Genomic DNA, 13986 nt, shown 5'->3' with positions numbered 1-13986 from the left:
GCCCGAGCGGCGACCCGCTACGGTGGCGTGGTGCCACCTACCGACATCCATGGGCTCCGATGAGCGGGGGCCTCGCCGTCGCCGTACGTGAGCTGCGGCACCTCCCGGCGGTCTGGCGGGCACCGCACCGGCTGCCCGCGAACTACCACAAGCTGCACGGCATCCGGCAGTTCCACGGCTGCTACAGCGTCGGCGACGACCAACTCTGGGACGTCGTGCGCCGCCGCAAGAGCGCCGCGAACACCCTGGCCGCGCTCACGTCGATCCGTGCCGCCCGGCCGGACGGCGCACCGATCTACGTGATCCTGGACAACCTGTCCGCGCACAAAGGCGCCAAGATCCGCAGGTGGGCGGCCCGGAACAAGGTCGAACTCTGCTTCACCCCGACCTACGCCTCCTGGGCCAACCCGATCGAGGCCCAGTCCGGGCCGCTACGCACCTTCGTCATCGCCGGCTCGGACCACCCCAACCACCCGACGCTGACCCGGAAACCGCAGGCCTATCTGCGGTGGGGCAACGCCAACGCCCGCCACCCCGACGTCCTGGCCGCCCAACGCCGCGAACGACAACGAGGCTGGGGCCAACCCACCACCCGCGCAGCCTGACCTCCACAGCGCCAACGTTCGTGGCCGCGGCACTAGGCGCCCCGGGCGGTCGAGGCCGGCGCGGTGGCGGTGCTGGCGTCCCGTCCGGTCGGGGTGCCGCCGGTGGTCGTCGACAACGTGGCGGTGGCGTACGGCCGGCTGGCCCGCGCGGTGGTGGACCGGTTGCCGGCCACCACGCTCATCGGGGTGACCGGGTCGGTGGGCAACACGTCGACCAGGGACGTCCTCGCCCAGGTGCTGCCCGGCTGGGGCGCGACGGTGGCCGCCCGGGCGTCGAACAACAACGAGCGGGGGTTGCCGTACACGGTCACCCGTGCCACCGTCGAGCCCCGTTACCTGGTGCTGGAGATGGGGGCGCGCGGCATCGGGCACATCGCGTACCTGACCGGGATCGCCCCGCCCACGGTCGGTGTCGTCACCCGGGTCGGGCACGCGCACCTCGGCGAGTTCGGGTCGGTGGAGAACATCGCCCAGGCCAAGGGGGCTGGTGGTGGCCTTGCCGCGCGCCGAGGACGGCGGTCTGGCGGTGCTCAACGGCGACGATGAGCTGGTCACCGCGAAGGCGGCCCGCACTGCCGCCCGGGTGCTCAGCTACGGCATGAGCCGGCCGGCGGACGTCCGCGCCGAGCAGGTGACCGTCGACGCGCTGGGCCGGGCCGGCTTCCGGCTCGCCACGACGGCCGCTCGAAGAGGTGCGGTTGCGCCGGTACGGGCTGCACCAGGCGTCCAACGCACTGGCCGCCGCCGTGGCCCTGGGGTTGGGGCATCCGGTCGAGGCGGTGGCCGAGATCGGAGACGGCTGGCTGGTGGCGATCGGCGGCCCGAACGCCTACCAGTACGCCGCCAGGGGGCCGCCGGCGACGGCGTGGTCGTGGACCGCGTGGCGGGCGTACCCGAGGCGTGGGAACTGCTGCGCGACGGGCTGCGGACGGGCGACGTCGTCCTGTTCACGGCGGCCAACAGCGCCGGGCTGCTGGCCCTGGCGAGCCGGCTGATCGAGGAACCCGGCTCCGGCACCGCGTGACGGTACGGCGGTCGGGGCGACAGGGTCGGCCGAGGTGCGCGGCGTGTCCCACGATCTGACGTACGCCGACTCCTGGACGCGGCCGACCTGATCGGTGCGATCCGCCCCTTCATCGATGCTGACGACGAACGCCACCCACCGTTCGTCCGCATCAGGACGCCCATCAGCTTCCCGCGAGTGCCGACCGTCGAACGAATGCAGACATTGGTGGGTTGAGATCTCACTCGATCTCGGCGGAATGGCGCACTATCACTGATACATAGGCAATGCCGCATCACGTCCACAATCGGTTGCGCACTGGAATGAATCATGAATGAGCCATACCCCGCGACATGAATCATCGCTCCGGGCAATGCGCCCTGATAACCTGACACGGCCTACGGAGCGAAACCGGACGCTTACCGCAAGGAGTCGTAATGATCAAACCGGTGGTACTGCGACTTTCCCTAGTTTTGGCTATTCTGACCGCGCTGGTCGGTGTCCGGCCGACAGCGGCCTTCGCCCAGCCCGCGAACGACGAATTCGCCAGCGCCACGACGGTCAGCAGCCTGCCCTTCCAGACAACGCAGGAAACCAGCAGCGCCACCACCGATCCGGCGGATCCCGGGGAATGCGGAGAGTACCAGTCCGTCTGGTTTACTTTCACCCCCACCAAGGACACGCTGATCCAGGCGAGCACCCTCGGAAGCGACTACAGCACGGTCCTGTCCGCCTGGAGTGGCCCCTCCGGATCGCTGGACCTCGTAGCCTGCAACGAAAGCTACGGCGACGCGGATTCCCGGATCACCTTCACGGCCACCGCGGGCACCACCTACCACTTCATGGTTACCTCGTACTTCGAGGCGGAGGCCGGTGAGCTGACGTTCTCCCTCAAGCGGGCCAACCGGCCGAAGAACGACAGCTTCGCCGCCGCCAAGGTGATCAACAAGTTGCCGTTCTCACGCGCGGTGGATCTGGACACCGCGAGCATGGAGGCCGGCGAACCGACCGCCTGCCTCGATGCGAAGCAGACGCGCTGGTACTCGTACACCCCCACGGTCACCCGCTCCATCACCGCTTCAGCGGGCTACTGGGGCTCGGTCGCCGGATACAGCGGGACGTCGTTGACGAATTTGACCCTGCTGGGATGCTCATACCGGTACAACGTCCCGTTCACCTTCCGGGCGGAAGCCGGCACGACCTACCTGTTCCAGGTCGACCTGCGGTGCTGCCCGACCGAACCGAGCACGGGGCCGGCCGAACTCGACGTCCACGTCACGCCGAACCCGAATGCGGATTTCTCCTACAGCCCCACCGATCCGAGCACCCAGGACACCGTCTCCTTCCATGACTACTCGTTCGACCCCGGCAGGGTGGAATTCGCCTCACGGCTGTGGAAATTCGGTGACGGAACGACGTTCGAAGGGCTCTCCCCCACTCATCGGTACGCGGCCGACGGTGACTACCAGGTAAGTCTGACCGTGACGACCCTTGATGGCCGAAAAGGGAAGACGACCAAGGTCGTTCCGGTACGGACCCACGACGGGGCAGTCACCCGCCCGGCCGTACCGGCCACGAGTCGGCAGGACAGTCGATCAAGGTCTAAGACACAGTGACGGCCCGAGACCAGACTGCGGGAAGCATCGCCTTCCGCGCCGACGCCACTTTGTTGACACGCCCGACGCACTCCCTGCCGACACCAGCTTGCTTTCGCGCACCATAAAGCGTTCTGAGCCTTACCAGCAGTAGACCGATCTGCCGTCGGAGTTCCGTCGACTGACGTCGACACACGGCCTAAGGCGTGTTTCATAAGCCGGTCAGAGCCACTCGGTGATGATCGTGATGGTCAGGACGGCTTGGAAGCGGACTGCGAGTTTGTCGTAGCGGGTGGCGACGCCGCGGTGGCGTTTGAGCCGGTTGATGCCGTTCTCGACGGCGTGGCGTAGCCGGTAGAGGTCCTTGTCGAACGCGGGTGGGCGCCCGCCCTTGGAGCCTTTGGCCTTGCGGTGGGCGTCCTGGTCGGTCTTGCTGGGGATGCACGCCCTGATCCCTCGCCTACGCAGGTGGCTGCGGTTACCGCGGCTGGTGTAGGCCTTGTCGGCCAGGACCAGGTCGGGGCAGGTGCGGGGCCGGCCCACGCCGAGGCGGGTCACGCGGATACGGCGCAGGACGGGGATGAACTGCGGGCTGTCACCACGGTGCCCAGCGGTCACGATCATCGAGAGGACCTTCTGTCCCTGCTCACAGGCCAGATGAGTCTTGGTGGTCAACCCGCCTCGTGAGCGGCCCAGCGCGTGATCGGCCGGCTCGTCGTGCACCCCGCCGGGTGGTTCCTTCTGCAGATGCCCGTCGGTGCGGGCACCGGCGCCGTGCTGGTGGGCGCGGCTGGTCATCGAGTCCACGCTCACCGTCCAACCGATCCGGCCCTGCGCATCGCCAGCGGCCTGCAGCGCGGACAGGATCTTGTCCCAGGTCCCGTCCCGCTGCCAACGGCGGAACAGGCCGTAGACGGTGGGCCAGGGCGCGTACTCAGCCGGGACGTCACGCCACGGTGCGCCGATCCGGATCCGCCACCGGATCCCGTCGATGAGCTGTCGTTTCTCCCACTTCGGCGGACGACCCGTGGCCGGCGCGGCAGGCAACAGCGGAGCCAGAACAGCCCACTGCCCGTCGGTCAGGTCATGCCGCCTCGTCACCGCTACGCTGGCCACGAGGTCTCCGGTATGAAGTTCTTGCTTGGTCGCAGAACCAGATACCGGAGACCTCTTCAGTTATCGATCACCGCCACGCCGTGACCTCGACGCCGCCAACCCGACTTACGAAACACGCCTTAGACGCCCAGCGGATCCCGCGACCGCCGGGCATACCCACACCGACGCCATGAACCACCGCGACACCCACCCGGACGCCGCGCGGCACGCGACGGCATCATCCTGGGCCGCCCGATCCTACCGGAGATGGGGTCGCGCGAACGACTCATCCGCTCCGGGCGGACCCCAGGGGGAGTCCGCCCGGACCGGCCCAGTCAGCTCGCGCGGACCTCGGCGGCAGCGGCGACGAGGCGTCGGAGGGACGCCTCGACCTCGGCATAGGTGCGGGTCTTCAGACCACAGTCCGGGTTGACCCACAGCCGTCGGGCGGGCACGGCCGCGACGGCCCGACGGAGCGCGTCGACCACCTCGTGGTGCGGTGGGATGCGGGGCGAGTGGATGTCCCACACCCCGGGGCCGACGCCCCGGCGGTAGCCGATCGCGGCAAGGTCGTCGAGGATCTCCATCTTCGAACGCGACGCCTCGATGCTGGTGACGTCCGCGTCGAGGGCGTCGATGGCGGTGATCACCTCACCGAACTCGCTGTAGCACAGGTGGGTGTGGATCTGGGTGTCGTCGGCGACGCCGCCGGTGGCCAGCCGGAACGCGCCGACCGCCCAGTCCAGATAGGCCTTCTGGTCGGCCCGACGCAGCGGCAGGGTCTCCCGCAGGGCAGGCTCGTCGACCTGGATGATCCGGATACCGGCGGCCTCCAGGTCGTGACATTCGTCGCGCAGCGCAAGCGCCACCTGGTCGGCGGTGTCGGCCAGGGGCTGGTCGGTCCGGACGAACGACCAGGCCAGGATGGTGACCGGCCCGGTGAGCATGCCCTTGACCGGACGGTCGGTCAGCGACTGGGCATAGGTGGACCACGCGACGGTCATCGGTGCCCGCCGGGCCACGTCCCCGTGAATGATCGGCGGGCGGACGCACCGGGACCCGTAGGACTGCACCCAGCCGTGGGCGGTGGCGGCGAAACCGTCGAGCTGCTCCCCGAAGTACTGCACCATGTCGTTGCGTTCCGGCTCACCGTGCACCAGCACGTCCAGACCCAACCGTTCCTGCAACCGGATGACCTGCTCCACCTCGGCGCGCATCCGCTGCGTGTAGCCGGCGTCGTCGAGGGTGCCGGCGCGGTGCGCGGCACGGGCCCGGCGCAGCTCGGCGGTCTGCGGGAACGAACCGATCGTGGTGGTCGGCAGGTCCGGCAGCCCCAGCCGTTCCTGCTGGCGGGCGGCCCGCTCGGCGTAGTCGCCACGGTGCCGGTCGGTCGGGCGCAGCGCCGCCAACCGGCCGCGCACGTCGTCGTGCCGCCACGACGGCGGGGCGGGCGGCAACGGGGCCGGCAGGCTGGTGGTGCCGTCGCGCAGCGCCCGCCCGAGCAGGACCACCTCGTCGACCTTCTGCCGGGCGAACGAGAGCCGCGCGGACAACTCCGGGTCGAGGGAGGTCTCGGCGGACAGGTCGACCGGCACGTGCAGCAGCGAACAGGACGTGGACACCGCCACGTGGTCGGCCAGTCCGGCGACCGTGGCACCGGCGGCGACGGCCGCGCGCAGATCCGTGCGCCAGATGTTGCGTCCGTCGACCAGTCCGGCGACGACGGTCTTGCCGCGCAGGGGACCGGCTGCGGCGAGCCGGCGCAGGTTGCCCGCACCGGCGACTAGGTCCAGGCCGATCGCCTCGACCGGGGTGTCCAGCAGCGCCGGCAGCGCGTCGCCGAGGTCACCGAAGTAGGTGGCGACGAAGATCCGGGGACGGTGGGGCAGCTCCCCGAGACGTTGGTAGGCGTGCCGCAGGCCGTCGATCTCGGCCGTGGTGCGGTCCACGACGTAGGCGGGTTCGTCCAGTTGGACCCAGGCCACGCCCGCGTCGGCCAGGGTGGTGAGGATCCGGGCGTACGTGTCGACCAGGTCGTCGAGCCGGGCGAACGGATCCTCGCCCTTGGCCAGCAGCAGGAAGGTGGCCGGCCCGACCAGCACCGGTCGGGTGGTGATGCCCAGGTCACGTGCCTGCGCGTACTCGCTCAGCGCCTTCGCCGGGTCGGCCACGAACACGGTGTCGGGGTCGATCTCCGGCACCAGGTAGTGGTAGTTGGTGTCGAACCACTTGGTGAGTTCCAACGCTGGTGCGGCATCGACGCCACGGGCCATGGCGAAGTAGGTGTCGAGTTGACCGAGGCCGAGCCGGGCGAAGCGGCGGGGGACCGCACCGACCGCGACGGCGGTGTCGAGCATGTGGTCGTAGTAGGAGAACGTGTTGGACGGGATCGCGTCGAGGCGGGCGTCGCGCAGCGTCCGCCACACCTCGGCCCGCAGCCCGGCCGCGACATCCTCCAGGCCGGTGGCTTCCAGCGTGCCGGCCCAGTACGCCTCGACGGCCTTCTTCCACTCGCGGTGGGCGCCGATACGGGGATAGCCGAGCACGGTGCTCTGCCCGAATGAGGTGGTCACAGGTGGTCCTTCCCTCGCGGTGTCCGACGACCACCCGAGAGGAAGACGGATACGCCACGGCGTAACCGGCATTCCGCCCTGGCCCTCCCGAGAGGCCGCCGACGGCGCGTACCGGCGGTACGCGCAGCGCTGGCAGGTCTTCGGACTCGTGGGCGTGACACAGGGTCGCCTACTGGCCGTCGCTTCCCAGACCTTGCGGTCCAGTGCTTCGTTGACGGCGGTCGTTCCCACTCACCGCTGCGGGGCAGTCCCGGTCTCACACCGGGTTCCCTCTTACGACGCCCCACCCGCGCACGGGAGAGGCGAACCAGCACCGCCCGCGATCCTACGCCCCACCGCCGCCCGCCGCGGTCGGCGTCCGAGGCGCGGGACACGATTCGCGCCTCTCGGCCATGGGCGGCAAGCCGCTCGACCGTCTGCACGGCCCGGGGCTCCCCGCTTCGCGGACCCGAGCCGGGCAGCAGGGCGATGGTCGCCGAGCCACCAGCGCTTTCACCACCGGCGCGTGCACTGCATCTGGCTACCATCGCTCTTCCCGGCCGGTGCCCTAGAATAGGTGTCGGTGCTGGTTCGCGCGGACCGTGACGGTCCGGGCGTCGTAAGAGGGAACCCGGTGGGAGACCGGGACTGCCCCGCAGCGGTGAGTGGGAACGACCGCCGTCACATGCACTGGATGCCCCTGGTGTCCGGGAAGCGACGGCCAGTAGGAGATCGGCCTGTCCGGTCGTGCCCACGAGTCCGAAGACCTGCCCGCGCCGCGTGCGTGACCACGCACGCCGCCGACGGCCTCGCGGGAGGGCCTGGGCGCGGCTGGCGACGGATCGCCCAGCCCTGCCGTCACCTTCCCCGATCCAGCGGCTGGCCACGCCGGACCTCAAGGGAAGGATCCCCAGGCAGATGACGTCCTCGCCCACCCCCGGTTACGGATTTGCCGCCGCCTGGCACGCCATGACAGGCAGCGAAGGGGACGAATCCCTTCTACTCGGCCCGGACGTGTCGCGGACGCTGACGTCCTACATTTGTCCGGGAGAGACCGTGCTCGACATCGCCGCGGATGAGTTCGCGATGGTGGCCGCCCAGGCCGGCGCGCACGTCACAGTGGTCGATGGATCGTCACAGCGCCTCGCTCAGGTGGCGTCCGACGCCCAGCGGCACGGCGTCACCGTCGACACCGTGCACGCGCTCTGGCCGCACGCGGCGGTCGCGCACCACGACGTGGTGGTCGGTGCCGGCGCGCTACGCCGGCACCGCGACTTGCCGGCGGCACTGCGCGCCATGGTGCTGCACGCCGACCGGCTACTGCTCTGCGTCGACGAGGCCGGCACGCCCGCACCGCACGAACAGGTCCTCGCGGCGTTGCTCGGAGCACCGGTGATCCGGCAGGCGCCCCGACATCTGCTCATCGCCGGGACGCTGGCCGAAATGGGTCTGGCCGCCGACGTGCGGATGGTGACCACCGTGCGGGCCGTCACCGTGGCCGACGAGACCGAACTGGTCCAGCGCCTGGCCGGGCGGTCGCTGCCCGGGCCGCTGGCCCGCCGGCTGCTGGACCTGCTCGCGTCGACGCTCAGCCGGACGCCGGCAGGGAACTGGCAGTATCGCTACCCGGCGGAGACCGGTCTGGTGGTGTGTCCGGTGTGACGGTCGGGTCGGCGAAACCGGCCAGCAGCCGCTCGGCGGCCACTGCCGGGGTGAGGGTGCCGGCGAGGACCTGCCGCTCGACCTGCGGAGCGAGGGTTCGCACGGTGGGATGCGTGTGGAGCCGGTCGAGCAGCTCGGCCCGCACCATCGCCCACACCCAGCCGATCTGCTGTCGTCGGCGCCGCTCGGCCAGTTCACCGGAGGCCGTCATGGTGTCCTGGTGGTGACGAATCTGCTGCCACACCTCGTCGAGGCCGGTCTCCTCCTGGGCGCTGCACGTGACAACCGGGGTATGCCACCCTGCGTCAGGTGGATGTATCAGGCGCAGCGCGCCGGCGAGCTCGCGGGCCGCTCGGCGGGCATCGGTCACGTGCGGCCCATCGGCCTTGTTGACGGCGATGACGTCGGCGAGTTCCAGCACGCCCTTTTTGATGCCCTGCAACTGGTCGCCAGTGCGGGCCAGGGTGAGCAGCAGAAACGAGTCGACCATGTCGGCGACCGTGGTCTCGGACTGGCCGACGCCGACGGTCTCGACCAGCACCACGTCGTAGCCGGCGGCTTCGAGCACCACGATCGCTTCCCGGGTGGCCTTGGCGACACCACCGAGCGTGCCGGCCGTGGGCGAGGGCCGGACGAATGCGGCCGGGTCGACGGCCAGGCGGGCCATGCGGGTCTTGTCACCGAGGATGCTCCCGCCGGTGCGGGTGGACGACGGGTCGACCGCGAGCACCGCCACCCGGTGTCCGGCGCCGGTCAGCCGGCAGCCGAGGGCGTCGATGAACGTGGACTTGCCGACGCCGGGTACCCCGGTGATACCGATGCGACGGGCGCCGCCGGCGTGCGGGGTGAGTGCCGCGAGCAGCTGCTGCGCCGCGCTGCGATGATCGGGTCGGGTGGACTCGACCAGGGTGATGGCCCGGGCGATCCACGCGCGCGAGTCAGCGCGCACCCCATCGACGTACGCCTCGACCGACGGGGTGCGCATCGTGCCGCTCACGCTTCCGGGTGACCGAGCCGCCGGGACAGCACGGTGAGCAGTTCCCGGGCGGCCTCGGCGATCACGGTGCCGGGCGGGAAGATGGCCGCGGCACCGGCCTCGCGCAGCGCGTCGAAGTCCTGCGGCGGGATCACACCCCCCACAATGATCATGATGTCGTCGCGGTCCAGGGCGGTCAGCTCCTCGCGCAGCGCCGGTACCAGCGTCAGATGGCCCGCGGCGAGGCTGGAGACACCGACGATGTGCACGTCAGCCTCAACCGCCTGCCGGGCCACCTCGCCGGGGGTCTGAAACAGCGGGCCCACGTCGACATCGAAACCGAGGTCGGCGAAGGCGGTAGCGATCACCTTCTGGCCGCGGTCGTGGCCGTCCTGGCCCATCTTGGCCACCAGGATGCGGGGCTGGCGGCCCTCGGCGACGGCGAACGCCGCAGTGGCGGCGCGGACGCCCTCCAGCGCGGAAACCGCTCCCGCCTCGTGCCGGTACACCCCGGAAATGGTACGGATCTGCGCGGCGTGACGCCCGTACACCTTCTCCAGCGCGTCGGAGATCTCCCCGACGGTGGCCTTCGCCCGGGCCGCGTCGACCGCCAGAGCGAGCAGGTTGCCGTCCAGGCCCGGCCCGCGGGTACCGTCGAGGGCGGCACCGGCCGCCCGGGTCAACGCGTCCAACGCCGAGGTGCAGGTCTGCTCGTCGCGTTCCGCGCGCAGTCGGCGTAGCTTGTCCATCTGCTGCGTACGCACCGACCGGTTGTCGACCTTGAGCACGTCGATCGGCTCGTCGGCGTCCAGGCGGTACTTGTTGACGCCGATCACCGGCTGCCGACCAGAGTCGATGCGTGCCTGGGTACGCGCGGCGGCCTCCTCGATCCGCAGCTTCGGGATGCCCTCGTCGATGGCCCGGGCCATTCCACCGGCCGCCTCCACCTCGCGGATGTTCTGCCAGGCGCGGGCGGCCAGGTCGTGGGTGAGACGTTCCACGTAGGCGCTGCCGCCCCAGGGGTCGATCACCCGTGTGGTACCCGATTCCTGCTGAAGCACGAGCTGGGTGTTGCGGGCGATCCGCGCGGAAAAGTCGGTCGGCAGCGCCAACGCCTCATCGAGGGCGTTGGTGTGCAGGGACTGCGTATGCCCCTGGGTAGCGGCCATCGCCTCGACGCAGGTACGCACGACGTTGTTGAACACGTCCTGCGCGGTCAGCGACCAGCCGGAAGTCTGGCAGTGCGCCCGCAGACTCAGCGACTTGGGGTTCTTCGGGTGGAAGTCGCGCACCAGGCGGGCCCACAGCAGCCGTGCGGCCCGCAGCTTCGCCACCTCCATGAAGAAGTTCATCCCGATCGCCCAGAAGAAAGACAGCCGGGGCGCGAACGCGTCGATGTCCAGCCCAGCATCACAGCCGGCGCGCAGGTACTCGACGCCGTCGGCGAGGGTGTAGGCGAGTTCCAGGTCAGCGGTCGCGCCGGCTTCCTGGATGTGATAGCCGGAAATGGAAATCGAGTTGAACCGGGGCATCCGCGCCGAGGTGTAGGCGAAGATGTCGGAGATGATCCGCATCGATGGCTGCGGTGGGTAGATGTAGGTGTTGCGGACCATGAACTCCTTGAGGATGTCGTTCTGGATGGTGCCGGAGAGCTGCTCCGGCGCCACCCCCTGCTCCTCCGCGGCGACGATGTACAGGGCCAGCACCGGAAGGACGGCACCGTTCATGGTCATCGACACGCTCATCCGGTCCAACGGGATCTTGTCGAACAGTTGCCGCATGTCGTAGATGGAGTCGATCGCCACCCCGGCCATGCCCACGTCACCGGCGACACGGGGGTGATCCGAGTCGTAGCCACGGTGGGTCGGCAGGTCGAAGGCGACCGACAGCCCCTTCTGACCGGCAGCCAGGTTACGTCGGTAGAACGCGTTCGACTCCTGCGCGGTGGAGAACCCCGCATACTGGCGGATCGTCCACGGCTGCGTGGTGTACATGGTCGGGTACGGACCGCGCAGGTACGGGGCGACTCCCGGATACGTGCCCAGGAAGTCCACTCCGTCCCGGTCGGCCACGGTGTGCAGCGGGGCGACGTCGATGCCCTCCGGCGTATGCCAGGTCAGCGCCTCCGGCGCGCCACCGGTCTCGGCGCGCACTGCTTCGCGCCACCGGTCCAGGTCGGTGTCGGCGGCAGTCGGCGGTGCGCCGAGCTCGACGCCGCGGAAGTCGGGAATTCCCGCGCCCATCACGCCACCCCCAGGTCGTCCAGCGTCGTTTCCAGCACCGCGACCGCGTTGCAGCCCGCGAACAGATAGTCGTCCACGCCGCCGTAGCCGGCCGGTTTTCCGGCCAACCACACCCGCGACGCACCCGCAGCGCTCAACGCCCGCGCCACCACCTCCGCTGACTGCCCATACACCCGGTCGGAGGAGCACAGGCAGGCGACGCCGGCGCCGCTGACGGCGAACTCGGCAGCCAGCCGGGCCGGGTCATCATCCCCGACCGACGGCCGTACGGTGGCGATCCCACCGGCGGCGAAGAGGTTCGCGGCGAAGCCGGCCCGCGCGTTGTGCACCGCCACCGGCCCGAGAGTAGCCAGGAAAACGGTGGGCCGCCGGTCCGTGTCCGCCGTATGGGCGTCGGCGCGGTTCCGCAGCGCCTCGTACGCGTGGGCGTACCGATGTCGGGGCAGCCCGCCACCCGGCGGCGCAGGAGCGGGGGGCCGTGCCGGCAGCTGCTCGTCCAGATGCGGGAACTCGCTGACCCCCGTCAGCGGGTTCCGACGGTGCGCCACGTTGTCGGCCCGCCGCTGCCATGTCGCGGCCAGCCGCTCAGCGACCATGCCGCCGTCCAGCGCCACGGCCATCCCACCGGCCTGCTCGATCTCGGTGAACCACGCCCACGCCGACCGGGCCAGTTCCTCGGTGTATCGCTCGACGTACCACGAGCCACCAGCAGGGTCGATCACCCGACCCACGTTCGCCTCTTCCAACAGCAGCGACTGGGTGTTGCGGGCGATCCGGCGGGCAAAGTCGTCCGGCAGCCCCAGGCAGTGGTCGAACGGCTGCACGGTCACCGCATCCGCGCCGCCGATACCGGCAGCGAAGCAGGCCAGCGTGGTGCGCAGCATGTTCACCCAAGGATCGCGGGCGGTCATCATCACCGTGGAGGTGACCGCGTGCTGGCGTTGCGCACCGTCCTGGGGCACCCCGCACACCTGCGCCACCCGAGCCCACAACCGGCGGGCCGCCCGCAGTTTCGCGATCGTGGCGAACTGGTCGGCGGTGGCTGCGTACCGGAACTCCAGCTGAGCGAACGCGGCCGCCACGCTCAGCCCGGCGGCAGTGAGGTCCCGTAGGTACGCCACGCCGGTGGCCACCGCACAGCCGAGCTCCTGCGCGTCCGATGCTCCCGCGTCGTGATAGGCCGTCGCGTCGACGGTCATCGACCGCAGTCCAGGAAAGCCGTCGGCGCAGCGACGGGCCCACTCACCCGTAGGGCCTTCCCACACCTGCCCGGTGCGCGCCAACCATCCGAGCGGATCCACACCGAGGCTGCCCCGTACCCCAGCCACTGGCACCCGCCGTTCGGCCAGCAGGGCGAACCACGTCGGCACAGCCTCGACCGCAGCGGCCCCGGCGTCCAGCACGACTCCGGCCAGGTCCAGATAGACGCCCTCCAGCACGGCCGGTAGCCCGGCCGGCGGCAGGCCGTGTTCGCCGAGCACCAGCCACAGGGAGGTGGCACCATGCTCCAGGTCGGCGCCGATCGCCTCGGCGGTGACCTTCAGGTCCGGGTCGGCGTGCCGCGGCCGGATGTCCCATCCTGCCGCTACCGCTCCCGTCGCCCGACCGCCGCGGGTGTAAGGGAACAGTCCCGGCGGCCCCGGCATCGGCGTCGGATCCTCGGCGGTGTACAACGGTGCCAGCGTTACCTCGTCGTCGTGGTAAGCCAGCAGGTCCTCGACCGCGCCGACCGGAGTGTCATCGCCGGCAAGGCCGGACTTGCGCAACACCCCCATGGCCAACCGCTGCCACTGCTCGCGTGTGATGGCCGGGAAGTCGGCAGCGAGGGGAAGCGTCTCTGGCGGCACCTTCATGCCGGGATAGTAAGGGCAGCCTGGCAAGACGAGATCGGGATGTGATGACATCAACTACGAACGCGATTGCATCATAACTACGACGAGGCCCAGCCCGGTCGTCTATGCCCCGGACCGAGCAGCCATGAGCAGCGCCCTCGACGAAACGCGGCCCGCCCATCCGGCACCCTAGGACGCGAAATGTTCACAAGTGCTGAATGTGGCGGCGTCTCGCGCCTCGGACACCTTCGGATCCGTACGGCGTCGTACGGTCGCGGCCGATGCTGGTTCGACTCTCCGGTTCTCGGGCGAGGCGTCTTTTAGGGCAACCCGGTGGAAGATCGGGATGGCCCCGCAGCAGTGAGTGGGAACGGCCACCGCGAATGAAGCACCGAACCGCACGGTTCAGGGAAGCGGCAGCTC

The 13986-nt window shown here is 70.1% G+C and carries 9 protein-coding genes, 1 pseudogene and 2 riboswitches; of the genes and pseudogenes, 5 read left to right on the top strand and 5 right to left on the bottom strand.

The features are described from left to right. Positions 1 to 122: 122 nt before the first annotated feature. The 4 genes and pseudogenes from ACN268_RS10700 to ACN268_RS10685 form a co-directional block, all read left to right on the top strand. Positions 123 to 605: pseudogene (locus tag ACN268_RS10700) on the top strand (transposase); the annotation flags it as partial. A gap of 69 nt (positions 606 to 674) precedes the next feature. Continuing rightward, positions 675 to 1151 (top strand): Mur ligase family protein, encoded by a 477-nt coding sequence (locus ACN268_RS10695; RefSeq protein WP_363656120.1) that lies wholly within the window; start codon positions 675 to 677, stop codon positions 1149 to 1151. 325 nt (positions 1152 to 1476) lie between these two features. Beyond that, complete coding sequence (locus ACN268_RS10690) at positions 1477 to 1629, top strand: hypothetical protein (protein ID WP_421483024.1); 153 nt, start codon at positions 1477 to 1479, stop codon at positions 1627 to 1629. Between the two features lie 416 nt (positions 1630 to 2045). Then, positions 2046 to 3224, top strand: a complete 1179-nt coding sequence (locus ACN268_RS10685; RefSeq protein WP_421483023.1) for a PKD domain-containing protein — start codon at positions 2046 to 2048, stop codon at positions 3222 to 3224. 201 nt (positions 3225 to 3425) lie between these two features. Here ACN268_RS10685 and ACN268_RS10680 read toward each other — a convergent pair whose 3' ends face one another. Both ACN268_RS10680 and metE read right to left on the bottom strand, forming a co-directional pair. After that, on the bottom strand, positions 3426 to 4319 hold the full coding sequence (locus tag ACN268_RS10680; RefSeq protein WP_421483022.1) for an IS5 family transposase: 894 nt from the start codon (positions 4317 to 4319) through the stop codon (positions 3426 to 3428). A gap of 314 nt (positions 4320 to 4633) precedes the next feature. Continuing rightward, positions 4634 to 6871, bottom strand: a complete 2238-nt coding sequence (gene metE / locus ACN268_RS10675) for a 5-methyltetrahydropteroyltriglutamate--homocysteine S-methyltransferase (RefSeq protein WP_421483021.1) — start codon at positions 6869 to 6871, stop codon at positions 4634 to 4636. Between the two features lie 114 nt (positions 6872 to 6985). Next, a riboswitch (cobalamin riboswitch) is annotated at positions 6986 to 7198 on the bottom strand. A 222-nt stretch (positions 7199 to 7420) separates the two neighbouring features. Then, positions 7421 to 7639, top strand: a riboswitch (cobalamin riboswitch). 267 nt (positions 7640 to 7906) lie between these two features. On the opposite strand from metE, the gene ACN268_RS10670 reads away from it, so the two are divergent. Further along, a complete protein-coding gene (locus ACN268_RS10670; protein ID WP_088643328.1) occupies positions 7907 to 8512 on the top strand; it encodes a hypothetical protein in 606 nt (201 codons plus the stop codon). Here the strand turns inward: ACN268_RS10670 and meaB are convergent. Genes meaB through ACN268_RS10655 form a run of 3 tightly spaced genes read right to left on the bottom strand, consistent with a single transcriptional unit; the run spans position 8439 to position 13584 of the window. Further along, complete coding sequence (gene meaB, locus ACN268_RS10665; protein ID WP_245854364.1) at positions 8439 to 9509, bottom strand: methylmalonyl Co-A mutase-associated GTPase MeaB; 1071 nt, start codon at positions 9507 to 9509, stop codon at positions 8439 to 8441. The genes ACN268_RS10670 and meaB overlap by 74 nt on opposite strands. Further along, positions 9506 to 11731: a methylmalonyl-CoA mutase gene (scpA, locus tag ACN268_RS10660; protein WP_421483020.1), complete on the bottom strand. Its 2226-nt coding sequence runs from the start codon at positions 11729 to 11731 to the stop codon at positions 9506 to 9508. Before scpA ends, meaB begins: the two co-directional genes overlap by 4 nt. Beyond that, the gene (locus ACN268_RS10655) at positions 11731 to 13584 is read right to left on the bottom strand and encodes a methylmalonyl-CoA mutase family protein (RefSeq protein WP_421483019.1); all 1854 of its coding nucleotides are present in this window, start codon (positions 13582 to 13584) and stop codon (positions 11731 to 11733) included. The genes scpA and ACN268_RS10655 overlap by 1 nt, the downstream gene beginning before the upstream one ends. Between the last annotated feature and the right edge of the window lie 402 nt (positions 13585 to 13986).

The organism is Micromonospora sp. WMMD735, assembly GCF_049178995.1.
GTDB classification, from domain to species: Bacteria; Actinomycetota; Actinomycetes; order Mycobacteriales; family Micromonosporaceae; genus Micromonospora; species Micromonospora wenchangensis.
Note: the sequence above shows the minus strand (reverse complement) of the source record. Positions and strands in the feature narration are given on the sequence as shown.